This is a genomic window from Bacillus carboniphilus, from assembly GCF_039522365.1.
Lineage (GTDB): Bacteria > Bacillota > Bacilli > Bacillales > JC228 > Bacillus_BF > Bacillus_BF carboniphilus.
This window is the reverse complement of the sequence record NZ_BAAADJ010000011.1, coordinates 98,367-121,431: the sequence shown is the minus strand read 5'-3', so window position 1 is coordinate 121,431 and position 23,065 is coordinate 98,367. Positions and strand designations below refer to the sequence as shown.

The 23,065-nt window shown below is 35.4% G+C and carries 23 protein-coding genes; 9 read left to right on the top strand and 14 right to left on the bottom strand.

Translation table 11 applies throughout. From position 1 onward, the window contains the following. Nucleotides 1-168: 168 nt before the first annotated feature. Entirely contained in the window at nt 169-678 is a 510-nt protein-coding gene (locus ABDZ91_RS05965; RefSeq protein WP_343797187.1) for an ATP-binding domain-containing protein, read from the top strand. A gap of 102 nt (nt 679-780) precedes the next feature. Here ABDZ91_RS05965 and ABDZ91_RS05960 read toward each other — a convergent pair whose 3' ends face one another. The 4 genes from ABDZ91_RS05960 to ABDZ91_RS05945 all read right to left on the bottom strand — a co-directional run bounded on the left by ABDZ91_RS05960 (nt 781) and on the right by ABDZ91_RS05945 (nt 2,434). Then, nucleotides 781-933, bottom strand: a complete 153-nt coding sequence (locus ABDZ91_RS05960) for a hypothetical protein (protein WP_343797185.1) — start codon at nt 931-933, stop codon at nt 781-783. Next, nucleotides 923-1,099: a hypothetical protein gene (locus ABDZ91_RS05955; RefSeq protein WP_343797183.1), complete on the bottom strand. Its 177-nt coding sequence runs from the start codon at nt 1,097-1,099 to the stop codon at nt 923-925. Before ABDZ91_RS05955 ends, ABDZ91_RS05960 begins: the two co-directional genes overlap by 11 nt. Before the next feature lie 93 nt (nt 1,100-1,192). Continuing rightward, nucleotides 1,193-1,810, bottom strand: a complete 618-nt coding sequence (locus ABDZ91_RS05950; RefSeq protein ID WP_343797182.1) for a class I SAM-dependent methyltransferase — start codon at nt 1,808-1,810, stop codon at nt 1,193-1,195. Between the two features lie 204 nt (nt 1,811-2,014). Next, nucleotides 2,015-2,434 carry a universal stress protein gene (locus ABDZ91_RS05945; protein ID WP_343797180.1) on the bottom strand — a complete coding sequence of 140 codons (420 nt, stop codon included), beginning with the start codon at nt 2,432-2,434 and terminating at the stop codon, nt 2,015-2,017. 292 nt (nt 2,435-2,726) lie between these two features. Here ABDZ91_RS05945 and ABDZ91_RS05940 point away from each other — a divergent pair, with 292 nt between their 5' ends. Next, nucleotides 2,727-4,199: a SulP family inorganic anion transporter gene (locus ABDZ91_RS05940; protein ID WP_343797178.1), complete on the top strand. Its 1,473-nt coding sequence runs from the start codon at nt 2,727-2,729 to the stop codon at nt 4,197-4,199. A gap of 87 nt (nt 4,200-4,286) precedes the next feature. On the opposite strand, the gene ABDZ91_RS05935 is transcribed toward ABDZ91_RS05940, so the two are convergent. From ABDZ91_RS05935 to ABDZ91_RS05915, 5 genes are all read right to left on the bottom strand, one after another. Continuing rightward, the gene (locus ABDZ91_RS05935) at nt 4,287-4,700 is read right to left on the bottom strand and encodes a CBS domain-containing protein (protein WP_343797176.1); all 414 of its coding nucleotides are present in this window, start codon (nt 4,698-4,700) and stop codon (nt 4,287-4,289) included. Nucleotides 4,701-4,797: 97 nt separating this feature from the next. Next, a complete protein-coding gene (locus tag ABDZ91_RS05930) occupies nt 4,798-5,217 on the bottom strand; it encodes a universal stress protein (RefSeq protein ID WP_343797174.1) in 420 nt (139 codons plus the stop codon). A 17-nt stretch (nt 5,218-5,234) separates the two neighbouring features. After that, nucleotides 5,235-6,683, bottom strand: a complete 1,449-nt coding sequence (locus ABDZ91_RS05925; RefSeq protein WP_343797173.1) for a SulP family inorganic anion transporter — start codon at nt 6,681-6,683, stop codon at nt 5,235-5,237. A gap of 142 nt (nt 6,684-6,825) precedes the next feature. Continuing rightward, nucleotides 6,826-8,103, bottom strand: coding sequence for an MFS transporter (locus ABDZ91_RS05920; protein ID WP_343797172.1), 1,278 nt, complete (start codon nt 8,101-8,103; stop codon nt 6,826-6,828). A gap of 102 nt (nt 8,104-8,205) precedes the next feature. Beyond that, nucleotides 8,206-8,406, bottom strand: a complete 201-nt coding sequence (locus ABDZ91_RS05915) for a hypothetical protein (protein ID WP_343797170.1) — start codon at nt 8,404-8,406, stop codon at nt 8,206-8,208. A 103-nt stretch (nt 8,407-8,509) separates the two neighbouring features. Between ABDZ91_RS05915 and rnjA the strand changes: the two genes are divergently transcribed. After that, nucleotides 8,510-10,183 carry a ribonuclease J1 gene (gene rnjA, locus ABDZ91_RS05910; protein ID WP_343797168.1) on the top strand — a complete coding sequence of 558 codons (1,674 nt, stop codon included), beginning with the start codon at nt 8,510-8,512 and terminating at the stop codon, nt 10,181-10,183. Nucleotides 10,184-10,427: 244 nt separating this feature from the next. Here rnjA and ABDZ91_RS05905 read toward each other — a convergent pair whose 3' ends face one another. Continuing rightward, nucleotides 10,428-10,766 carry a hypothetical protein gene (locus ABDZ91_RS05905; RefSeq protein WP_343797166.1) on the bottom strand — a complete coding sequence of 113 codons (339 nt, stop codon included), beginning with the start codon at nt 10,764-10,766 and terminating at the stop codon, nt 10,428-10,430. Between the two features lie 66 nt (nt 10,767-10,832). Next, nucleotides 10,833-11,141: a hypothetical protein gene (locus ABDZ91_RS05900; protein ID WP_343797164.1), complete on the bottom strand. Its 309-nt coding sequence runs from the start codon at nt 11,139-11,141 to the stop codon at nt 10,833-10,835. A 170-nt stretch (nt 11,142-11,311) separates the two neighbouring features. Between ABDZ91_RS05900 and ABDZ91_RS05895 the strand changes: the two genes are divergently transcribed. From ABDZ91_RS05895 to ABDZ91_RS05880, 4 genes are all read left to right on the top strand, one after another. Then, complete coding sequence (locus ABDZ91_RS05895; protein ID WP_343797162.1) at nt 11,312-13,171, top strand: TnsD family Tn7-like transposition protein; 1,860 nt, start codon at nt 11,312-11,314, stop codon at nt 13,169-13,171. Beyond that, the gene (locus tag ABDZ91_RS05890) at nt 13,152-14,681 is read left to right on the top strand and encodes a Tn7-like element transposition protein TnsE (RefSeq protein ID WP_343797161.1); all 1,530 of its coding nucleotides are present in this window, start codon (nt 13,152-13,154) and stop codon (nt 14,679-14,681) included. The genes ABDZ91_RS05895 and ABDZ91_RS05890 overlap by 20 nt, the downstream gene beginning before the upstream one ends. A 127-nt stretch (nt 14,682-14,808) precedes the next feature. Continuing rightward, nucleotides 14,809-16,629 carry an AAA family ATPase gene (locus ABDZ91_RS05885; protein ID WP_343797159.1) on the top strand — a complete coding sequence of 607 codons (1,821 nt, stop codon included), beginning with the start codon at nt 14,809-14,811 and terminating at the stop codon, nt 16,627-16,629. A gap of 515 nt (nt 16,630-17,144) precedes the next feature. Then, nucleotides 17,145-18,923, top strand: a complete 1,779-nt coding sequence (locus ABDZ91_RS05880) for a SpoIID/LytB domain-containing protein (RefSeq protein ID WP_343797157.1) — start codon at nt 17,145-17,147, stop codon at nt 18,921-18,923. Between the two features lie 58 nt (nt 18,924-18,981). On the opposite strand, the gene ABDZ91_RS05875 is transcribed toward ABDZ91_RS05880, so the two are convergent. From ABDZ91_RS05875 to ABDZ91_RS05865, 3 genes are all read right to left on the bottom strand, one after another. Next, nucleotides 18,982-20,073 carry a polysaccharide deacetylase family protein gene (locus tag ABDZ91_RS05875; protein WP_343797155.1) on the bottom strand — a complete coding sequence of 364 codons (1,092 nt, stop codon included), beginning with the start codon at nt 20,071-20,073 and terminating at the stop codon, nt 18,982-18,984. 157 nt (nt 20,074-20,230) lie between these two features. Further along, nucleotides 20,231-20,515, bottom strand: coding sequence for a hypothetical protein (locus tag ABDZ91_RS05870; protein ID WP_343797153.1), 285 nt, complete (start codon nt 20,513-20,515; stop codon nt 20,231-20,233). Further along, nucleotides 20,516-21,091: an RNA polymerase sigma factor gene (locus tag ABDZ91_RS05865; protein WP_343797152.1), complete on the bottom strand. Its 576-nt coding sequence runs from the start codon at nt 21,089-21,091 to the stop codon at nt 20,516-20,518. Between the two features lie 210 nt (nt 21,092-21,301). Here ABDZ91_RS05865 and ABDZ91_RS05860 point away from each other — a divergent pair, with 210 nt between their 5' ends. Then, nucleotides 21,302-21,424: a YjcZ family sporulation protein gene (locus tag ABDZ91_RS05860; RefSeq protein WP_343797150.1), complete on the top strand. Its 123-nt coding sequence runs from the start codon at nt 21,302-21,304 to the stop codon at nt 21,422-21,424. 155 nt (nt 21,425-21,579) lie between these two features. Then, nucleotides 21,580-23,010 carry a 4-hydroxyphenylacetate 3-monooxygenase, oxygenase component gene (gene hpaB, locus ABDZ91_RS05855; protein ID WP_343797149.1) on the top strand — a complete coding sequence of 477 codons (1,431 nt, stop codon included), beginning with the start codon at nt 21,580-21,582 and terminating at the stop codon, nt 23,008-23,010. Nucleotides 23,011-23,065 lie beyond the last annotated feature (55 nt).

Below are 23,065 nucleotides of genomic sequence, written 5' to 3'. Positions count from 1 at the left end.
ATATATAGGTAATATGTGGTAAACGCAAGGCGTTGTCTGGTAAATTCTTTGTCATTAGGTGGTAAAAACTATGTCAGAGATGGTACATTTCGATGGCCGTAATCAGTCATATTTCCTCGAGCCAATTTTTTAACCCTACAAAAAAGCTATCGGACTACAGTAGAAATTATGAATGCAGCTAATGATATCTTAAGGCTAATTGGTACAGAATTACCGGAAGTCGAACCAGTAGTTAGACACGGAAACAAGCCACTGTTCCATTCTTTTGAAACAGAAGCTGAATTAGTAGGTGGTATAAAAGGAACTCTAGAAATTATTGATAATACGGGATACAATACGATTGCGGTAATTGGAAAATCAGAGAAAGAATGCAATAACCTTTATAAACTTCTTAATTATAAAGTAAATCGTCCTATTCAACATTTAAAGGAAAATGAGGAAATTAAGAAAGGGCATCTTGTAATTGTACCTTCTTATTTATCAAAGGGTTTAGAGTTTGACGTTGTAATACTAATCTCTCTTAATGAAACATACACAATGGACGAAATTGATATCAAACTCTTATATGTGGCAATGACAAGACCCATGCACCAATTGTACTTATTTGGAACAAACAAAAAGAATTTGTTATTGGACAAATTGGATAAAGATTGCATAGAGATTGGGGAGAATGGATAGTAGGCTATAATGATTTGATAGAGGAATTTCCAGTTTTGGAAGCGTGGTTCATATGCTTAGGATAACGAAAAACATTCTAAGCAAGCTCCCACGCTTCCTTATTTAATAGATAACTGGACAGTCTTTTATATCCTTAACATGAATGAGCTCAGTAAATTGGGGATGTGAAAGCTTTTTAACTTCTCCGTATCCTGACTCATTGATCCGAATAATCTTGTATAGATCTTTCTTATATAAAATAATTTTATTCTCCATATTCGTATAAAACCCTTAGTACATAATTTTTTTTCTTCTTAGCGTTAAAACGTAACTGTTGCAGTGTTCGTTCTCCGCTACACTTTTTGCATTTTATTTTAAATACTTTCAAGACTGTAACACTACCTTCCCCCTTACAGTTAGGGCAAATCGTTTTTAATGCCATTCAAAACCTCCCAACATTATTTAGCTATGTGTTTGAGATTCAAAAAAAATATTTTGAAGTAGTAAAGAAGATAAATCGAGGATAAAGAGGATCTTACTTTTTACAAACAGCTACACCTAAAGGGTAATGAATTCCTTTTTTCTCAGGTTCAATTAAGACCCCTCTTTGGAAATAAAATTCAACTTGCTTGTAATCATATTCATTAAAGAGGTTTTTAAATTCTTCTACAGTAAGCTGATGAATATGAAACGGTGAACCACAAGGCTTACCTCTACCTTTTCCAAATGGTGTCGAAAGGATTAAGGTTCCATTTGGTTTAAGTAGCTTATATACATTTTCTAGAAACCTGGCTTCCTCTTCAATATGCTCTATGGTTTCAAAAGATACTATAACATCAAAGGTACCATACAACTCTTTAAGTATTGGGTCGGTTGCATTCCCTTGATTATATCGGACTAAAGGATGGTAATACCTACTATTGGCATAGTTTACAGCCTCATCATCCAAGTCAATACCAATTACTTCAGATACCCTCTTCTTAGCCGCTTTGGCAATCATCTGTGTACCATAGCCCGAACCAGACGCTATGTCTAATACTCTTCCATGCAAATACGGGATACAAAAGTGATACCTTGCTAAATGTTCCAAAAGCAATCCATTTGAAGGTTTCATCTCATCAGGAATGACTCGCTCACCTGTGTCTTGTAACATGTTATCACCCCCTCCATACAGTCCAAGTAATTGTAACAAACATAAGAAAATTTTTGTAGTGATTCTCATTTACTGAGTATGCTTGCTGACTACGGAACCCACATTCCTTTCAAACGTATGTTAATCTATATAGTGGTGAATAATAGCATTATGCTGTTATAGCCTTCCATTCCTTCTAAATAGCTAGAATTTTTCTAGCTATTTTTATTTTACAATCATAACTGGACACGCTGCCCGTTTAGCTACTTTATGACTGACACTCCCCAGTACCATTTCCTGAAATGAATTAAGTCCACGACTGCCTATGATAATTAAATCAATTCCATTTTTCTTGGCAAACTCTACAATACTCGGACCTGGTTCTCCCTTCATAATTTGAGTTGAGTAGTTTATCCCCTTTTTTTGTAGAATTCCCTCTGTTGAGGAGATACGCCTTCTTCTTTCTTCTTTAACGGCTTCCCCTTCCCCAATAGATAGAACATCGGATTTAGATTTAGAACTATCGACTACATATAAAATTACAACTTCGACATCGTAAGTTTGCGTGGTAAGGTATGTGGTTTTCTCAGCTGCTCTTAACGCATGTTCTGACCCATCGCTAGCTAATAGAATTCTTTTAAACATAGAACCCCTCCACTTCCAATTTGTCCCTTAATTTTATCACTTGAATCTACATATTTGTACGTTTTTATGCAAAATCAGCGACTTGTCAAGAAAACTTTTTTTAAAAAATATATTTTTTTCTTATATAGTAGGAAACGGGCGAAAAATGTAGAAAGTAGGAGTAATTGCATTATTTACACGCTTTCATTGTCGTTATCCTTCTATAATAAATCATGATATAATCTCTCTCGTTATCAACGGACCCGACTTTCATGAGAGTTGAAAGTCACAAATAAAAAGAGAGAGGTGCTTAATGTTAACTAACAAACTAAAAATTGAATGGCTAGGAAATATTAGAGGAGATGTTCTTGCAGGTATAGTAGTAGCCCTTGCACTTATTCCTGAGGCAATAGCGTTTTCGATCATTGCTGGTGTAGATCCAATGGTAGGGCTGTACGCATCCTTCTGTATCGCAGTTGTTATTGCTATTATTGGTGGTAGACCTGGAATGATATCTGGTGCAACAGGAGCGATGGCCTTACTAATGGTCACTTTAGTCCATAATCATGGGCTTCAGTATATGTTGGCTGCAACTATTCTTACTGGAATTATCCAGGTTTTAATGGGAGTATGCAAATTAGGACGGTTTATGAAGTTTATTCCCAAATCAGTTATGATTGGATTCGTAAATGCCTTAGCTATCCTTATTTTTATGTCTCAACTTTCACACTTCGTTGGGGAAAGTTGGGTTATGTATGCTATGGTTGCTGGATCACTAGCCATCATATATATCCTACCTAGATTTACTAAGGCGGTTCCTTCTCCTCTTGTTGCTATTATTGTGATGACTATTTTTGCAATTGTAACGGGAGCTGGAGTAAAAACAGTTGGAGATATGGGAGAACTAACACAAGCACTTCCTGTATTTTTAATCCCTGAAATACCGCTAAATCTAGAAACTTTAATGATTATCTTTCCTTATTCTTTTGCACTAGCAATTGTCGGATTGCTAGAATCATTGCTAACTGCTCAAATTGTTGATGATATGACGGATACAGTTAGTAATAAAAATAAAGAAGCAAGAGGGCAAGGGATTTCCAATATTATCACTGGTTTCTTTGGTGGTATGGCAGGATGTGCAATGATTGGGCAATCTGTCATTAACGTAAAGTCAGGTGGAAGAGGAAGACTTTCCTCACTGGTTGCGGGAGTATTTCTTTTATTGCTAATTCTAGTCTTAAATAATATTGTCGTCCAAATACCGATGGCTGCGTTAGTTGGAGTTATGATTATGGTGTCTATTGGTACATTTGATTGGTCATCCCTTACTAAACTACATGTAATGCCTAAATCAGATGCTGCTGTTCTAATTGTTACTGTGGTAACTGTAGTTGTAACCCATGACTTATCCAAAGGTGTTTTCGCTGGTGTTTTATTAAGTGCTATTTTCTTCGCAGCCAAAATATCAAAAATTCATGTTGAGACAAAATTGAATCAACAAGGCAATCATAAGACTTATGTAGTAAAAGGGCAGTTGTTCTTTGCATCTGTTGAAGAATTTGTATCCAATTTCGACTTTGATGATCAAGCTGATTATGTTTCAATCGATCTTACTCATGCCCACCTTTGGGATGATTCAGCTGTAGGGGCCATTGATAAAGTTGTACTAAAATACCGTCAAAAAAATGTTACAGCTAATATAGTAGGATTAAATGAAGCGAGTTCATCACTTTTAAAACGGTTAGCTATTCACGATAAACCAAATGCTAAAATGTCTAATCACTAAAATTAGGAAAGCCAAATCATATGATTTGGTTTTTTCTTTTTCCCTTATAAAGATTTATAAAAAAATAAAACCCCTTAGAGGGGGTTACTACTGTAAATTATGTTTTGAAATTTGGGTTAATGCCCCACCAGCGCTTTGATTAGATTGGTCTCTTACGGCTAAATCACCAAGTGAAACAATGCCGACTAGTTGACCATTTTCCACAACTGGCAGACGACGAACTTGATACTGGGACATAAGCGCCGCAGCATCTTCCAAAGATGCGTTCGCATCAACAGTAACAATATTTTGCGAAGCCACTTGTGATATGTTCCCTGCATGTCCCGTAATTCCTCGAATAACTAAATCGCGGTCTGTCACCATACCAACTACTTGACCATTTTCCACAACCGGAATGGCTCCTACATTTAATGACTTCATCTTTTGGGCAACAGCTTCAAGGCTATCCTGGTTTGAACAACTTTCAACGTTTGATGACATAACATCACGTACCTGGACCATATTAAAACCTCCTTTAATTTTTGATACAAGGTTTAATATTTACAATATGTAGTAATGTTATTCCTTAACAAATTATTCGTTGAATACATGGAAAAAATTATTTTACTATCAGTACAGGACAATTAGCTCGCTTCGCTACTTTGTGGCTTACACTTCCAAGTACTAATTCTTGTAAGGCATTTAAACCTCTACTTCCTATTACGACCAGATCAAATTGATTTTTATTCACGTAATCAACTATGGTTGGTCCTGGTTCTCCATGCAAGATTTTTAGTTCATAGGTTACACCTGCATTCTTGGCTATTGTTTCAACTTCCTTCATTCGTTGTTTTCGTTTGTCGCCTATATCTGCAGAGTTCCAGTTACTTAAAACATCTGATTTTGCTCGATCAGCATCGACTACATAAACCACTTCAATCTTTGAATCTGAACCGCATTTTGCAATATGAACCGCATTTTCTCCAGCCCGTTTAGAATGTTCAGATCCGTCTGTTGCTAATAGGATTCTTTTAAACATATCCTAACCTCCTATAGTTAATGTGACCCTAGTTTATTTGCTAATTTTCCTACCAACTCTGTACTTGCCTCATTTAGTCCTGTTACTTCAGCGACTATTCCATTTTCTTCAAATTTAGTAACAATTTTATCTATTGCTACAATCGCTGAGTCATCCCATATATGAGACCGCTTCAGGTTAATTTCAACTGATTTTATATCTTCCTTATAATCAAATTTTGTTAATAATTCGGTGACTGATGCAAAGAATAATTCACCTCTTATCTTATAAATTCTTTTATTTCCTTCCTGCTCACTTTCTACACGAATCTTAGAAATCTTAGAAACAAAGAAAATGGCGCTTAAAAGGATTCCAGTAAAGACTCCAATTGCTAAGTTATGAGTAAGCACTACCGTCACTACCGTTACAATCATAACCATCGCATCCGTTCTCGGCAATAAATGAAGTGTCCGAATGGAGTTCCAATCAAACGTGCTGATTGCCACCATGATCATAACCCCTGCCAATGCTGCCATTGGGATTTGAACGACGATATCCCCTAAGACTACGATTAGAAACATTAGAAACACTCCAGCAACCAAAGAAGAAAGTCTTCCTCTTCCGCCAGATTTAATATTGATTACGGATTGTCCAATCATAGCACATCCTGCCATTCCTCCAAAGAAACCTGCCACAATATTAGAAATTCCCTGTCCTCTAGCTTCTGTATTTTTTTCACTGCCTGTGTCAGTCATGTCATCTACTATAGTAGCTGTTAATAGGGACTCTAATAGTCCCACTACAGCAAGTGCCAATGAATATGGCAATATAATCTGTAAGGTTTCAAATGTTAGTGGAATATCAGGGAGGAAAAAGACTGGAAGAGTCTGTGAGATTGTTCCCATATCCCCTACTGTTCTCACCCCATAACCCATAAATATGGTTAAAGCCGTGACAGCAATAATGGCTATTAATGTAGAGGGAATTGCCTTAAATAAATAAGGGAAAAGATAAATAATCGCTAAGGTCAATCCCACCAGAAAAAAGATAATCCAACCCTCACCTTCAAAATGCTGAAGTTGAGATGTGAAAATCAGGATGGCCAAAGCATTCACAAAGCCTACCATTACAGAACGAGGAATAAAGCGCATGTACCTTGCTAGTTTAAATACACCGAATAGTATTTGTAATACCCCCGTTAAAATTGTGGCGGCTAGTAAATATTGAAGTCCGTGTTCAGCAACTAATTCTATAAATAAAAGTGCCATCGCACCAGTGGCAGCCGAAATCATACCGGGACGACCCCCAATAAATGCAATGGTTACCGATATTGTAAACGAAGCATAAAGACCGACCATAGGATCGACACCAGCTATTATTGAAAAAGCAATGGCTTCTGGAATTAAGGCAAGTGCCACCACGATGCCAGATAATATATCGTCTTTTATATTTCCAAACCAAGATTGTAAATAGGTTTGATTCTCCATGTAAAATCCCCCTTTATAGTCGCTAGTAGTGTGTGTCACCTTAAGGGATTCCATAAGAAGAAAAAACTGCCTATACCAATAGAAAAACCTCTTGATTCGTTCTTAATTAAGAAATTTGAATCAAGAGGTATACAGTATTTTCTTATACTATTTTCTGTGGTGTTGTAGGCTTTTTAGCTAATAATGCGGCTACGGCTCCTAAAGTCGGAAATAAAATCATAATGAGTATAATTTCATTATACCCTCCAAAGAGATCATAAAAGACTCCAAAGGGTAAAGGACCAAATGCTGATCCAATGACCATGACTGCCATAGATAAGCCTTTAATACTACCTATGTATTTTCTTCCGAAGAAATTTGGCCATATCACATTTAAGACAATCCGCTCTATTCCCCCTACAAACCCCCAAAGGATCCCAAATGTAATGGCCAATACAAAAGAATCTGTAAAAAGTAATAGTAACAAGAACAATATTTGACCTATAAATGTAATACACAACATATAGTTTGCTTGTATTTTATCCAGAATAAAACCTGCAACAAGCGTCACTGGAAATCCTACCACTGCCATTAAACTTAAAGTTGTTGCAGCAAGTGCTGGTGACAGCTGATTCTCTGTAAAAATGGATAGTAGATGGAACGTTAACCCCGTGTTCACCATAGCAGGGATACTCACACAGAAAAGTAAAAACCAAAAGGTTTTGGTCCTCTTTGCCTCAGCTAATGTCCAATTTTCTTCAAGCTCAACATTGATATTGCTAGTAGGGTATATTTTAGGCAAAGACTGATTATCAGGAAGTAATCCAATATCCTCCGGCTTGTTTCTTACCAGGAAGAATGCTAATGGAACAAATATGACTAGGAGTAGAACCCCCCATATCCTCCAAGTATGTTGCCAGCCCCACTCTTCAATCATCCATAGATTGATAATTGGAAAAGTTGCAGAACTTAAAAATCCCCCGATTGCCATTAAACTAAAAGCTCTTCCTCTTTTTTTTATGAACCACTGAGGAATAAGAGTATTCGGAACTAATGTCATCGATCCTTGCCCAAAAAGCCGGATTAGAAAAAAGCCGATGAACAACATAACTCTATTGGTTACCATACTGTTCCAAAAACATGAAAGTGCTAATGCTGTTGCAACAACTACCATTGCAAATCTTTGCCCATACTTATCAATATAACGTCCTATTATGATCATTAACAATCCTGCTAAGAGGGTAGCAATTGAATATATAGAAGAAATAACGGAACGACTCCAGCCAAAGTCAACAAGGTAGTAATCAATAAAGACGGCATTAGAATAAGTTTGTCCTGGACCAGAAAAGAAGACTCCTAGAGCCCCCATCATTACGATAACCCAACCGTAGTAGAATGGTGTACGAACTGTTTTCTGCATATATTTTTCTAGACTGTTCAAAGGACTCCTCCTCTCATTCATCCATCCATTATAGCAAGAATTCCATGCAATATTGTATTTGTTGAATTTTAGAGTAACCTACTCTTTATAAGAATTAAGCTGTCAGCCACCTTCAATACAAGTTCCTTTAGAACTACCTACTAAATGATTTAATTCGAAAAGAATACTCGCCAGATGTTCCGGACTGAGTAAGTCCTCCAACTTTTCTTCATTCAAAGGGACTCTAAACTTTTCAAATACTTTTCCTGTTTGTTCCCAAATTCCGACAATCGCTTTAGGGGACATGTTTTTTTGAATGACCATCTTAAACCTCCCTATTGAAAATTACTTTTTTGACCCCATGATTTTAATCCGCTTTCTTATCTATGTTAAAATGTACCATATAGCAAGGGAATGGAGTAGGTATATGAATACGATAAAAAATCAGAGTATAAACATATTTGCACTTGGTGGCTTAGGGGAAATCGGGAAAAATTCCTATGTTGTTCGTTATGAGGACGAAATTCTACTCATTGATTCTGGGATAAAGTTCCCAGAGGATGATTTACTAGGCATTGATTATGTAATTCCGGATTTTTCATTTCTAGTAAAAAATAAGGAAAAGTTAAAAGGCTTATTTATCACACATGGTCATGAGGATCACATTGGGAGCATTCCTTTTTTACTTAAAGAAGTCAATATTCCCATCTATGCAGGCAAGTTCGCTTTAGAATTGATTAAAGAAAAATTAAAAGAACATGGACTATTAAATCAAGCAATTCTATATGAACTTGAGGAAGATAAGGTCGTTACCTTTAATAAATTGAGTGTTGATTTTTTTAGGACTACCCATAGTGTTCCGGATTCATTTGGGGTAGTAATAAAAACCCCCTATGGAAATGTTGTACATACGGGAGATTTTAAATTCGATTTAACTCCAATTGGTCATCCAGCCAACATTTCAAAGATTGCCAAGATAGGCGATGAAGGTGTCATTTGTTTACTATCGGACAGCACTAATAGTGAAATCCCTGGTTATTCCTTATCAGAAAAACGGATTAGTCAAACGATTAGGGAACTTTTCAAGCAATATACTGGGAGAATTATATTTGCTACCTTTGCCTCAAATTTATTTCGTTTCAAACAGGCAATTGAAGCTGCTATTCTTCAAAAGAGAAAAATTGTGATTCTTGGTAGAAGTTTATTAAAAACAGTTAGAATCGGACAAAAGTTAGGGTATTTAGACGTACCTGAAGATACTTTAATTGATCCTTCTGAAATTAAAAATTATGAAGATGATCAACTTCTTATCATCTGTACAGGAAGTCAAGGGGAACCTTTTGCAGCCTTATCAAGGATTGCGAGTAATAGACATCCAGAACTGAGTATAAAAAAAGAGGATACGGTGATTTTTTCCTCTTCACCTATCCCCGGAAATACCCTAAGTATAAACAAAATTATAGATCAACTTAGCCGAGCTGGAGCCAAAGTAATCCATCATAAACTTAAAGATATACACACATCAGGACATGGTGCACAAGAAGAATTGAAACTCATGCTTCGTTTATTGAAACCTAAATATTTTATCCCTATCCACGGTGAGTATAGGATGCTAAGACAACATGCTGAACTCGCAGAGGAATGTGGTGTTGAGTCAAATAATACTTTTATCATTGATAATGGACAAATTCTCGAAATTAACCACTATAGTGCTGAAATAGCTGAAACTATACCTGCAAATCCTGTGTACGTCGATGGAGAAGGAATTGGGGATGTAGGAGCCATAGTTATTAGAGACCGGAGAACTTTATCAGAATCTGGTATATTACTAACCATTGTGACAATTGATTTTAAAAATAAAAAAATTGTCTCTGGCCCTGAAATTATTACAAGAGGTTTTGTTTTTATGAGAGAGTCAGAGCAGTTGTTAAATAAGATTAAAAACATAGTAATGTCCGATATTGAGCTTTCTTTAAATACGGGTAAAACACAATGGGGAGACATGAAGAAATCGATAATAGATCAAGTAGAACCCTACATATTCAAAGAAACTAGAAGACGGCCAATGATCATTCCAGTGATAATGGAAACGAGAAGGTAAGAGTAATGCTTTTTTAAATACACTAGATTAAATCATGTGTATTTGGTAATGAAAAAATGCTGGTAACGTCAGATACTTTTCTCAATATAAAAAAGCCTAAAAATATGCAAGTGGTGTATAAAAAACTTTGGTATTTTAGGCTTTTTATTTTTGTTCATTATTGTATTAAAGATGCCCGTTAGTGAAAAAGCGATCCATCATTGTTGAAGCATCAATCCAGTTGGTAAGTTGCAAATTAGCTAATTTAAAACCCTTGGCATAATGTCATTCTTGTCATTATGTGGTAATTAGACAAAATGTCTGAAGTCTCTTTAAATATAACTAATTCACTTGACATTACATTTTCATCAAGTGAGTAAACTGACGATATATTTTCATCCTCATCTTTAAGAATCATGGTAAAGCTTCCTTTTCCTTGATTTTCTGAATTTATTATATCCTTAAAGTTATTTACTTTTTTCATTGAATATTTTTTTTGATCCAGAGAAGGGTCTCTTTTTGTGAATGGATACCTAAAAAAGGTACTATCTTTATCGTAACTGGCAATTACCTTTATATTCTCTTCCAATTCGGGATGCAACATCCAACTACCTTTAGGGGCTTCCTCTTCTAATTTTTTCTTTTGTTCGGTTAAAATTTTTGACCAATACTAAAACAGGGTATCTATCCAGTGACAACTATCTAAGTCTCTCCATTTACCTTCTTCAGTTAAGATTTGTGGTTTTCTAGTTGGGAAAGGTAGTGATAACTCACTATGAAAAATAACAATCATAGATTTTAAGAACAGCTCAATTGAATGCCTGTATAAAAAAAAGATTGGCATATGTTTTTGAGGAATAAAGTCAGTAATAAACTCTTCAGATTCAACTAAAAAGTCAGCCGATTTTTTAAAAGCTTCAGCGTTAATTCCAAAACCTTTATCAGTTTGATGTTCTATTCCTAACATGAGATATTTCATTCAATCGCCCCCATTAACTAATAATAGTGTGTTTTATTTCTGAAAACCTGTTTGGATTGAAGTTGAATTTTCCACCACTTAATAGAACCCATTAAAACATACATAATGTCTAAAATTCTAGTTGATTTGACAGTATAGTAGTAAGTCAATTAGTTGGAGGACATTAAGTAATGCTACCGTTTTTTCCGAATCTATATCCAGATGAGTTGTTATATTCTTCTATAGCACGTTATCACTTTTATAGTGGAAATCTTGATTGTAAGGATACGTTGGAGGAGTTGTTTGACAGTCGTTCTGTAATACCGAGTGTGGAGATTGGTAGTCATTTTTCTATTTTATCAAAAAATTTAGGCTCTCAATACTCGATTGAGAGTCTATTGGCAAATCATACAATCTATCCTTACTATGCTATGTTCCTTTCTAAAGAGCGCCAGCTAGAAGTTTTACAAGATGTTAAAGAGGATGGACAAGGTTTGTATACAAGATTAGGAATAGTTGCTGGTAGTATTTGTAGAAAGTATGGTCTGTATTATTGTGCGTTATGTGCAAAAACAGATAGGGAACAGTATGGTGAACCATATATTCACCGTGAGCATCAGCTACAAGGAATAGATTATTGCCCACATCATGAAGTTCCATTAAAAAAATACCCAGTAAAACGGAATATAGCGAGTAGAATTGAATATATACGATTTAATATAGAACATATGGAATTATCGGATATTTACGAAGTTGAGCCTTTTGTAGAAATCAAAATTCATTTAGCTAAGCAAGCATATAAAATATTGCAGCAGCCGTTACATATAGTGTCACGACAAGATATTCACCTGAAATATCGAGGCTTATTAAGAGAGTTAGAATTAGTTACGTCATCGAATCGTATCCGGCAAAAAGAGCTTTATTCCAGAGTTCAGAATAAAATACCTACTAATTTTCTAGCGCAATACAAAAGTGTATTGGATGTTAGGGATGAATATAGTTGGCTAAAAGTGATTACTCGAAACCTTAAGCGTCATGTACATCCTTTTCGGCATCTGTTATTGTTATATGTTTTAGAGCAAGATGTCGATGACTTAATAGACTTACAAGAAGATAAAGGTCCTTTTGGTGAAGGTCCCTTCCCGTGTTTAAATCGGGCAGCATCGCATTATCAAAAGCTAGTTATCTCAAATGTTGAAGTATCAAAGGATTTTAAAACAAATAGTCCAATTGGAACTTTTTCATGCTCTTGTGGGCTTATTTATTCCCGAAAAGGTCCTGATCAATCATCATATGACCGTATGCGTATAGGAAGAGTAAAAAAATTTGGACATGTATGGCTAGAGAAGTTGCAGCAATTAGTTAAAGAAGGATTAAGTATAAGAGCAATTGCTAAAGAAATTGGTGTGGATTCTAAAACTGTAAAAAGGTATTTATCGGAAAATGTCGAAATAACTAAAATAATGCCAGTAAGCAATCGACAACTAATAGATCAGTACAAGCATGAGATTTTAGAGATGATAAAGCAATTTCCACAGTTATCTCGTACTGCTATACGAGCAAAATGTAAAAAGCAATATATTTACTTATACCGCCATGATAAAGACTGGTTAATGAATGTATTGCCATCTAAGCAAAGGAAACAAGAACCTACAAAAGTTGTTAATTGGCCTAAGCGTGATCAAAAGTATGTAGCCAAAATAAAAAAACTATATAAAGAGCTGCTAAATTTAGAAAAGGCAGTCCGTATCACAAAGCCTTTGCTCGGTAAACGACTTGGAATTTCAGCTAATTTAGAACGACATTTAGAGAAGCTACCGAAAACTGAAAAGTTACTATCGGAAATTACCGAGACTGTTCAACAATTTCAAATTCGCCGCTGTTGTAAGACGATTGACAAGATGTTACATGAAGATGATCAGGTGATGTTATGGAAAGTACAGAGGTTAGCAGGAGTAAAGTCACATCATTTCTATGAAATTAAAAATTGTTTAGAGGAATATTTGCAGCAAAAGCAGGATGTGAAGAACAATGAGCAATCAACTAGTTAAATTGGATAATTGGCCATTTAAAAATGGAGAGAAAGCACAATTAACTTGGATTAGTTCTCCTTTTACACAAGATAAGAAAATTATGTTTTATGCATACTTCAGATTTAAGGGTAAAATAGAAAAGCTATTGGCAGACTGGGGAACTTTGCCGGCTTTAGCAATCCAACATTACTATTTAAATGGTGATATAAGTAAAAGTATCCCACCGGTAGGGACAGATGAAGTAGAAATAACCATCTATCCGAGTGATGTGAGTTACTTTGAAAAAGAATGGATTATTTATGGGACTAATGACAAGGATATGTCGCGTAGTTTCACCGTTTCTTATAAGAATAAAAAATATACTCTTCCGTTAATAGAAGTCGTGCGGAGTATTTTAGCAACCAACCGCTTTTTACTTTATAGACTTTTTGAAACAAATTCATTTCCACAATATTTCATTGAGCAGCACGAAGCGAAAAGAATTCACCTCGATTTTTCATCATTGTATCATCGCAAATACACCCAAGATAATTATCTCTACCAATTAGTGTGGTTACTATCGAATCAAGATTTAAGAAGAGTATTTGAAAGTGTTGCCTACACATTTGTTAATACCGGGATTTTAAAATTTAGTTGGCTATTTGCTCAGTCTCTTACAATTAAAGCTATTGTTAAGCCTAGTTCATCGGGTGGTACAATACTTAGAATAACAAATGTTAAGAATAAGCAAATTCCCTATTCTGAAATTACTTTCACGCATCCTGAAATTGTACAAACTGAAAAATCAGGAGAAGCGAAAAAGTATACCCTTCATAGCAAAGTTAACAATAGCGGTCAGCAAAGTGAGTTAACCTTAGATGAAGAGGTTGAAGGCACAACAGATAACTTCGATTTAATTGAAATGGATAATCAATTACATGAGTATTTGAAATTACCAAAAGTCACGAAAATCCGTAAAAGTTCAAATAAACAGCGTGACTTTGAAGATGAAAATACGAAAAAACACTTTGTTGATGATCAAGGTAAAAGAGCTATGTCAGATGTTGGTGGGAGTAAGGTTGCTAAAGGACTAGAAAACAAATCGCTTTATGATATACAGGTACAAGGGGAATTGGGCGAGTTTATAAAAGTGCTGAAAGTATTAGAGAATTACTCTGAAGTACAGTCGATTAATGTAATACAAGGGAGCTTAAAAGAGTTTTCTGATACCAAACGATTTGTTTATTTAAGTAATGGTATTACGGAGAGGAAATATGTGATTGCCGAAATTGTGTTGTTTTCAAATCTGGAAATCAGTGTCATTGAAGTTGAGCGTGAAGATAGGGCATTATCAACTTTGATATGTTTTTTTAGTAATCAGCCCAATAAAGGTCATTACTTTCAACAAATTTTAAATGGTTTAATTGTCAGGCATGGGACTTGGGATAAAGAACAGTTAGATTCTTATAGTATTAAATTCTTAACTTTGAGGCATGGGAAGAGAGATGTTGAGCATAGGGCTAGAAGAATTATTAGAGATATTTATTAAGAGGTCATTTTAAATATTTTGGTTAGGGAACAAATAAATATTCACGATTCACAAAAAAACTTTGGGAAATTCAGCTATAGTATGGATTAAATTGCAAGTATAATATTGTTAAATGGTGGTGCCTTTTGTGAAATTAAAAACTATAAAATTACGTAATTTTAGAGGGTATAAAGATACGATTACTGTAGATTTTGAAAATTTAACGGCATTTATAGGGAAAAATGATGCGGGGAAATCTACAATATTAGAAGCATTAGAAATATTTTTTAATAATTCGATGATTGTATGCGAAAGGGAGGATTTAAGTGTTGATGCCGAGGATGAAATCATTGAAATTTCATGTGTATTTACTAATCTTCCACAAAAAATCACTTTAGATACATCTTCAGAAACTACTTTAGAAGACGAATATCTTTTAAATTCACATAATGATTTTGAAATAAAAAAGGTTTATAAGGCAACAGCGGCAAAGCCGAAAGCAAGTATTTATATCATTTGTAATCACCCAAATATTGAACCTTATAATAATTTATTAGCATTGAAAAGAACTGAGTTAAAAAAATTAGCTAGGGAGTTAGGAGTCGAAAGTAGCCAATATAATGCAAATAGTAATGCTAGTTTGAGAAGAGCGATTTGGCAGAATGCTAGCGAGTTAAATTTACAATTAACGGAATTGCTAGTTGATAAAGAGGACTCTAAAAAAATATATGAATCCTTAGAGAGATTCTTACCAATCTATTCGTTGTTTCAATCTGATCGACCGAGTAAGGATAATGACAAAGAGGTTACAGATCCAATGGGATTAGCAATACAAGAGGCATTGAGAGAACTAAATACTGAAATTGAAAAAATAAAAGAAGATGTAAGAAATAAAGCTATAGAAACAGCAAGTCGTACTTTGGAAAAATTGAAGGAAATGGATAATGAACTAGCTTCAACATTAACTCCTGAATTTAAATCAGAACCTAAATTTGATTCATTGTTTAAATTAACTATTCAATCTGATGATGGAATATCAATAAATAAACGAGGAAGCGGTGTAAGGAGGCTAATCCTTTTAAATTTCTTCAGGGCCGAGGTCGAAAGGAAGCTTCAAGAAAGTTCCTCACAAAATGTTATTTACGGCTTTGAAGAGCCAGAAACTTCCCAGCATCCAAAACATCAAGAAATGCTGATAAAGTCATTCTTACAATTAGCATATAATACAAATTCTCAAGTGATATTAACAACCCATACACCTGCTTTAGCTGGCTTATTACCATTAGAGAGTTTAAGATTTGTTACGAAAGAAGACGGTAAGAGAATCATTAAATCAAATACTGATAGTGTTTATGAAGAAATTGCTGATACATTAGGATTATTGTCAGAGCCAATAAATAAAACAACAAAGGCAGTATTATTATTAGAAGGTCAAGGTGATGTAGTATTTATTCGCCATTTATGTGAAAAGCTTAAAGAAGGAGATGTAATTCCTGTAACGCTTCAAGAAAGCGGATTTGCATTTGTTCCTACAGGTGGATGTGGGAATTTAAAGTCTTGGAAAACATTAAAATTAGCCGAACAATTTAATGTACCATGGTGTGTACTTTTAGATTCAGATTTGCCTACACCTGAGGCTCAAAAGAATAATGACACAGTAAGTAAACTAAGAAAGCAAGGTATTAAAGCATACTTGACTAGAAAGAGAGAACCAGAGAATTATTTACATTCGGATTGTTTTGATGTTTCTTTTACAATTAACGATTATGATGATGCAAAAGTAATAATTAATCAACATACAGGTGTAGCAAAAGGAAAAGTACTAGAATATTTTTGGCCAAAAATGACATTTGAACAAATTAGAGAAATGGAAAGCTATAAAGATGATAATGGTGAATTGAAATTCGAATTCACTGAGATGATATTAGAGTTTTTATCCCTAGTTCGTTCTCCAGTAACAGTAGGATAGTTTTATTTCACTAAATCAGCCTCGATAATAACGAGATAGAATGATTTTTAATCAAACTTTTTTTAAAAAAATAAACCATTCTAAATGAACACCCACTCATTTTGATCAAACTTTGTTAAAAATGAGTAGGTTTCTTCTATATATAAAATCAATGTTTGCAGACCATTTTTAATCAAACTTTATTTTAAAGCTACACCTTGTTGCAAGGGAAACAGATTAACCACTGTTGCTTGCATCAATTTAAAACCTATTATGGTGTTTTGCCATAATAGGTTTTTTGTTTCTAAAAAGAACCTGATTGTTAGAAGTAAAGTCAGAAAAATACCTATGTCTAAAGGCTTATTTTTCTTTAAAAAAGCATTAAATGTATAGACAACTAGACAGGTATAACGTCCCTTTTTTCTGAAAATTTAATATGTTACGATAAATCCACAATCTACTAAAAAAGGAGAAATGTAAAATAGTTTGCTAGATTTAGAAAGCGCTATCAAAATAATGAAGTGAGGGAGTATTGTATGATGACTAATCAAGTTGGTAAATGGATTCGTGTACTGGCCATCACCGTTCTTTTCATTGGGCTTATTCCACAGTTAGGACAAGCTTCTGCATCAGAAGAAAACAGATCATGGGTTGAGTATACGGAAAAGATTATGGCGAAGGATCAAGAAAATGGAACCCTCGAATTAGAGCTTCAGGGTGAAATAAAGCTTGCGAAGAATTATGATGTAACACAAAAAGGCGAAAATAGAGTGTACCAAAATACCCTAGATGATGTAAGAGTGGGTGCAGAAAATGTAACGGTTCGGGTGAACCATAAGAATGAAATCACGAAAGTTTTTATTGATGGACCAACTCCAATAGAATCTATGAGAGTTGGGATTATGACATCAGGTTTTGCAACGGTTGATCACGAAACAGTCGTATTAAGTTCTCAAGCGGGACTTGAAATCGTTGATAAATTGGCTGGTGAAACCTTGTCCATTGCTGCAGGGGAAAAAGTTACGTTTGCTCCGGATTCTGGAGAAATTACTGTGACAGGTGCTAATGGAGATGTATTATATACGACTCCAAATAGACTTTATGCTTTTACCGAAGAGGGAAGTAAAATCAAAGTCGAGAATATAACAAGAGCAAGTGGGGATCCATCTTATCGTGGGTTCTTTGAAATCACTACTTCTGAAGCGGGAGATAAGCTAAACCTAATAAACGAAGTGGATTTCGAGCAATATTTATATCAAGTGGTTCCTAGTGAAATGCCTGCTTATTTTGGACTGAATGCACTGAAAGCACAAGCGGTTGCAGCTAGAACCTATGCATTAGGGGATTACTTAAGTGACCGTTTCGCTAAGGATGGGTTCTTTGTTTTAGACAGCGTTATGAGCCAGGTTTATAACAATACTCCGGAAAATGCCATTACAACACAGGCTGTAAACGAAACGGCTGGTGTTATTATGTTAGGGGAAGATGGTAGTTTAGTAGATGCTAGATATTATTCTACGTCTGGAGGATATGGGGCTTCTAAGCATCAGGTATGGGCAGAAAGCGATGGTACTTTCCCAAGTGAAGTCCTACCGTACTTGATCGCACAAAGTCATACATTTGATCCGAATGACCCTAGTCAGATGCTTGAAATTGATACACAAAGTGAAGAAGAAATTCTTGAATTCTATAAAACATTATCTCATACAGGCTATGATGGAAACTCTCCTTGGTTTAGATGGAAGGTTAGCTTATCAAAAGAAGAGTTAGAGAATACAATCAATGCAAACATCATCAGTAGACAAGCAGCTGATCCTAAATTTGTGTTGACCGAAAATGAAGCGGGAGAGTTTGTAAGCCAGCCAATTCCTGAGGAAGGAATTGGGGAGCTTGTGGACATGTACGTGGCTAAACGTGGAGATGGCGGAAATATTATGGAGCTTGTGATTGAAGGAACAACAGGCACCTATAAGATTATAAAAGAGTACAATATTCGTTTCACAATTAGACCAAGCAATGCCTTTACGGGCGATGGAAATGTTGTCTTGCATCGCGCTACCGCTGGAAGCACAGATTATACTGGAACATTAAATAACTACACAATCCTTCCATCAGCATTCTTTGGTTTTGAAGTGGATGAGGAAAAAGGAGTTACATTCTATGGCGGAGGAAACGGCCACGGTGTTGGAATGAGTCAATACGGTGCTTATTACCTTGGTACAACATTAGGGTACGAATATGACAGTATTTTAACGACCTACTATCCTAATATGTCATTGAATGACCTTTCAGTGTTAACTAATCTAGCAAAGTAAATAAGATAGAAAATAAACAAACTGCTGTTCTAATTGGACAGCAGTTTGTTTTATTTTTTTATCTAGATAATAAAGTTTGTATCGTTACAAATGTATATCCTTGTTGCCTCAAGTCGTCAATAATCCTTGGTAGTGCTTCCACAGAACCGTCCAATAGCAGGCCGTGTTGGAAATTATGCTGTAGTATAATTCCTCCGGGTGAAATATCTTGATGGACGATTTCTAAGATATCATCTGCTGGCAGTCCACCCCAATCTAAAGTATCGACAGACCAATGAATGTTTCTCATTCCTATTTCATTCAATACCATTAAATCTGCCTTTGTGATGGCCCCATAGGGAGGGCGGAATAAGTCCGATTTCCTTCCGACAACTCTTTGCAACTCTTGTTGTGTAGATTGAATTTCTTCTCTTACTTTTGAAGACCATCCCTTTCTTAGATCAGGGTGGCTCCATGTGTGATTCCCGATTGAATGTCCTTCATTTACAATTCGCCTCATTATTTCAGGGTAAGAGCTAATTTCATCTCCTATGACAAAAAAAGTAGCAGGAACTCCTTTTTCTTTTAAAATATCTAGAATCATTGGCGTATAATGGTTTTCGGGTCCATCATCAAAGGTTAAAGCTACAAGTTTTTCAGAAGTATCTGCTTTTTGAATAAAATTGGATTTATTAAGCGATATATTGGTTGTGATAAAGGTCCGGTTTATTACGGGATCATATTTTACATTCATCCCTAATTTCTTTGAAACATCAACTAGCGGGACGAAAGGCTTACCATCAAATTGAACGGTTTCTGTTGAGAGTGAGCCCCTCTTCCATGTACCAGTTGTACTGTCATAATCATCTGTAAACTTCTTTCCTACGGGTAGTGCAAACTTTTTGCCGTTTGCTTGAAAGACAACCGATTGATACTCATGATCCCAATCGACTAGAGCACCTGTATGCTTGAAAAAGAGAGCAGGGACAAGTATATGTCCACTTCTCATCATATAAGATGTGGTGACAGGTTCTTCGTCAATAAAAATAGGTGCCTGAGGTAACATGGATTCTTCGGCATGAACCTTAATTAAAGTAAAGGAAAGAATTAGGGAAATAATACTGCTACTAAAAAATATAAGCTTCAATGACGCTATAGCGTGTTTCGACATGGTTTTAATCTCCCTTTTCATTAGATTACCCAATTATAATAATCAGCCAACAGTTATTGTTCCCGGTAAAGAAGGAAATATAAAGAAACGGCTAGAAAAATCAATGGTTTTAATGAAAAAGGAAAAAGGACTTTAAAAAAGCCCCTTTATTTTATTACTAATAATCATCCTCTTCTAAGTGATCCTGATTAGGTCTCATATATCTAGATAGAAGTGCTGCTGAAACTCCAATTTCGTCGACTGAAGCATCCTCGGTTAAAGGCTCAAAAAGAGTAGAAATCGCTGGGTCATTTTCTCTAAGGGTTTCAAGACAACGATTGTACATAGTAGCTAAAGTTTTGCTCCCTTTTTTCATCCCTCCAGTTAAGGATGCTTCCATTGCAATTGATTTGATTTCGCGTAACATAAAGTAAATTCGGTCTGCACTCATTACAGTTGACATTTAATAGACTCCCTTTCTTTTAAGGCTCTTAAGTAAAACAGCTTTTAATAGTTTTTTTCCTTGAAAAATCCTCCATTTAATAGTGCTTAATGGGAGGTTTGTTAACTCATGTATTTCACCGTAACTAAGCTCGTGTAAATACCTTAATCGAATCATCATTTCATAGTTGCCTGGAAGGGTGGTTAGTAATCTTTTGAATTCTCTTTTTGCTTCTTTTTTAATCATCCAATCATGGACTGTAAAATTTTCACCTGAAAGAGATTCAGATAGATGTACCCAGCTTTCCGCACTTAATGTTAATTCGAACTTGTTTATGGTATTCGTTTTTTTTCGGATATTTACACAATGATAGTAGGTAAGTTTTCTTACCCAAGGAACAAATTTTTGTGGATCCTCTAATTGCCAAAGCTTTTTATAAATTTGGACCCATATTTCTTGTGATACATCTTCTACCATGCGTTTATTCATATAAAAAGCAATTGTAGATTTGATTAAATAGTTGTATTTGTTTACTAAAAAGGCAAAGGCTTCCTCGTCTCCTTTCTTTGCCCTTAAGATCCAATCACTCTCAGCCATTACGTACCCCTCATTCTCAGGATTCCTCCCTTTTCTAAAATTTTTCTACACTAATAAAGACAATGTATATGGTTAAAAAGTTAGAGGTTTTTAAAAGTTATTTTTTCTTATTCTCCCACAAACCTACATATAGTTCATTCATTTTTATTCACCAGTGACGCATGCATGCTTAGTTACATAGACTATTGTGTAAAAAGGAGGTGCCTATAAATGGGTAAAGATGTTGGATGTGGTTTTGACGGAGGCTTTGCCTTGCTAATTGTATTGTTTATTTTGTTGATTATCATTGGTGCATCATTTGTGGGATACGGTTCAGGTTACGGATTCTACTAAGCAAAAGAGGTTGCTTATATGAGCAACCTTTTTTTAATTTTATATATGGAAAAGCAAGTTATAAATTCTAACCACATAAACTTAATCATGCCTAGACACAAATTTCCTCGGGAAATATATTTCTTCAATAAAAATAGACGAGGTGGGATGATGAGATGCCTGCTATTGATGGTTTAACTTTTCTAAAGAGAGTACGTGACTTAAAGGCAGAAGTGTGGATCGATGGACAGAAGATAAAGGAAAACATATGTGAACATTACGCTTTTAAAGGACTAATCAAAAGTAAAGCTAAACTATTTGATTTGCAACTGGAGAAGGACTTTATGACGTATCAGTCTCCACTAACTGGAGAACGAGTAGGCAGCTCTTTTCTTATTCCACAATCAAAGGAAGAGTTGGAGATTAGAAGATTAACCACTCAAGAATGGGCTAAAACATCTGGCGGGATGATGGGGAGATCACCGGACTATATGAATACTGGAATGATGGCGCTTGGGGCGGCTTGGGAAGAATTCCAAGACACAGCAAACCGCGGGGTCAATATCCAGAAACTATATGAGCAGGCTAGGGAGAATGACCTTACCATCTCACATACATTTGTTAATCCTCAAGTAAACCGTTCGCTAGGTTACTTTGAGGATGATGATGCACCAATTTCTGCAAGAGTAGTTGAAGAAAATAAGGATGGAATTGTGATAAAAGGGGCCCGCCTATTAGCAACTCAAGGAGGAATTACGGATGAGCTTCTAGTATTACCAGTAGGTGGTAAATATATTGAAGAGCCGTTTATTTACGCATTTTCAATCCCGAGTAATACCGAAAACTTAAAGTTTATTTGTAGGGAATCATTTGCTTATCGTTCTTCACCATTTGACCATCCACTTGGATCAAGGTTTGAAGAGATGGATACCATTGTTGTGTTTGATAACGTTTTGGTACCTTGGGAGCGGGTCTTTCTATATAAGGACTATTCCATAGTTACCAATATGTATGAAGAAACTCACTTCTATGCATTCTTGCTACATCAAACAGTTGCTAGACAAGTAATTAAGACAGAATTATTGTTAGGTGTGGCTCAAATGCTTGTTGATTCGATTGATATCGGTGCTTATCAGCATGTCCAAGAAAAAATAAGTGAAATCATCGCGGGTCTGGAATCTATGAATGCTCTTCTATTGAAATCTGAATTAGAGGCTAAGTTAGATAAAAGAGGAGTCATGGTACCGGAACCGAGTCCTCTATTTGCTGCTATTACATCCTATCCTCAACTGTATCCGAGATTTATAGAGATTCTAGAATTGTTAGGGGCTAGTGGACTTATTTCAATTCCAACAGAAGAGGATTTTCATTCAGACATAAGGCCGGATTTAGATCAATACCTACAAAGCGTTTCCTGCGCTGCTTTAGAGAGAACAAAGCTGTTTCGAATGGCATGGGATATTTGTTTAAGTTCATTTGGGGGAAGACAGCGGTTGTATGAGCGGTTCTTCTTTGGTGATCCAATAAGATTAAAATCAGGATTGTATAACAGTTATCCAAAAGATAAAGCGATTGAGCTAGCAAAATCAATGTTGGCGAAAGAGTAAAAAATATGAGATTGGTAGAAAAGTGTGTATAAAGAACTCACCACCTGGTAAGAAT

Excerpts from the sequence above, each read along its gene's own strand:
- ABDZ91_RS05870 (WP_343797153.1), bottom strand. The coding sequence starts at position 20,515 with ATGTCAACTGTAATGAGTGCAGACCGAATTTACTTTATGTTACGCGAA.
- ABDZ91_RS05965 (WP_343797187.1), top strand. The coding sequence starts at position 169 with ATGAATGCAGCTAATGATATCTTAAGGCTAATTGGTACAGAATTACCG.
- ABDZ91_RS05900 (WP_343797164.1), bottom strand. The coding sequence starts at position 11,141 with ATGAAATATCTCATGTTAGGAATAGAACATCAAACTGATAAAGGTTTT.
- hpaB (WP_343797149.1), top strand. The coding sequence starts at position 21,580 with ATGCCTGCTATTGATGGTTTAACTTTTCTAAAGAGAGTACGTGACTTA.
- ABDZ91_RS05940 (WP_343797178.1), top strand. The coding sequence starts at position 2,727 with ATGTTAACTAACAAACTAAAAATTGAATGGCTAGGAAATATTAGAGGA.
- ABDZ91_RS05915 (WP_343797170.1), bottom strand. The coding sequence starts at position 8,406 with ATGGTCATTCAAAAAAACATGTCCCCTAAAGCGATTGTCGGAATTTGG.
- ABDZ91_RS05960 (WP_343797185.1), bottom strand. The coding sequence starts at position 933 with ATGGAGAATAAAATTATTTTATATAAGAAAGATCTATACAAGATTATT.
- ABDZ91_RS05955 (WP_343797183.1), bottom strand. The coding sequence starts at position 1,099 with ATGGCATTAAAAACGATTTGCCCTAACTGTAAGGGGGAAGGTAGTGTT.
- ABDZ91_RS05905 (WP_343797166.1), bottom strand. The coding sequence starts at position 10,766 with ATGTTGCATCCCGAATTGGAAGAGAATATAAAGGTAATTGCCAGTTAC.
- ABDZ91_RS05895 (WP_343797162.1), top strand. The coding sequence starts at position 11,312 with ATGCTACCGTTTTTTCCGAATCTATATCCAGATGAGTTGTTATATTCT.
- ABDZ91_RS05860 (WP_343797150.1), top strand. The coding sequence starts at position 21,302 with ATGGGTAAAGATGTTGGATGTGGTTTTGACGGAGGCTTTGCCTTGCTA.
- ABDZ91_RS05925 (WP_343797173.1), bottom strand. The coding sequence starts at position 6,683 with ATGGAGAATCAAACCTATTTACAATCTTGGTTTGGAAATATAAAAGAC.
- ABDZ91_RS05890 (WP_343797161.1), top strand. The coding sequence starts at position 13,152 with ATGAGCAATCAACTAGTTAAATTGGATAATTGGCCATTTAAAAATGGA.
- ABDZ91_RS05880 (WP_343797157.1), top strand. The coding sequence starts at position 17,145 with ATGATGACTAATCAAGTTGGTAAATGGATTCGTGTACTGGCCATCACC.
- rnjA (WP_343797168.1), top strand. The coding sequence starts at position 8,510 with ATGAATACGATAAAAAATCAGAGTATAAACATATTTGCACTTGGTGGC.
- ABDZ91_RS05945 (WP_343797180.1), bottom strand. The coding sequence starts at position 2,434 with ATGTTTAAAAGAATTCTATTAGCTAGCGATGGGTCAGAACATGCGTTA.
- ABDZ91_RS05950 (WP_343797182.1), bottom strand. The coding sequence starts at position 1,810 with ATGTTACAAGACACAGGTGAGCGAGTCATTCCTGATGAGATGAAACCT.
- ABDZ91_RS05930 (WP_343797174.1), bottom strand. The coding sequence starts at position 5,217 with ATGTTTAAAAGAATCCTATTAGCAACAGACGGATCTGAACATTCTAAA.
- ABDZ91_RS05865 (WP_343797152.1), bottom strand. The coding sequence starts at position 21,091 with ATGGCTGAGAGTGATTGGATCTTAAGGGCAAAGAAAGGAGACGAGGAA.
- ABDZ91_RS05935 (WP_343797176.1), bottom strand. The coding sequence starts at position 4,700 with ATGGTCCAGGTACGTGATGTTATGTCATCAAACGTTGAAAGTTGTTCA.
- ABDZ91_RS05875 (WP_343797155.1), bottom strand. The coding sequence starts at position 20,073 with ATGTCGAAACACGCTATAGCGTCATTGAAGCTTATATTTTTTAGTAGC.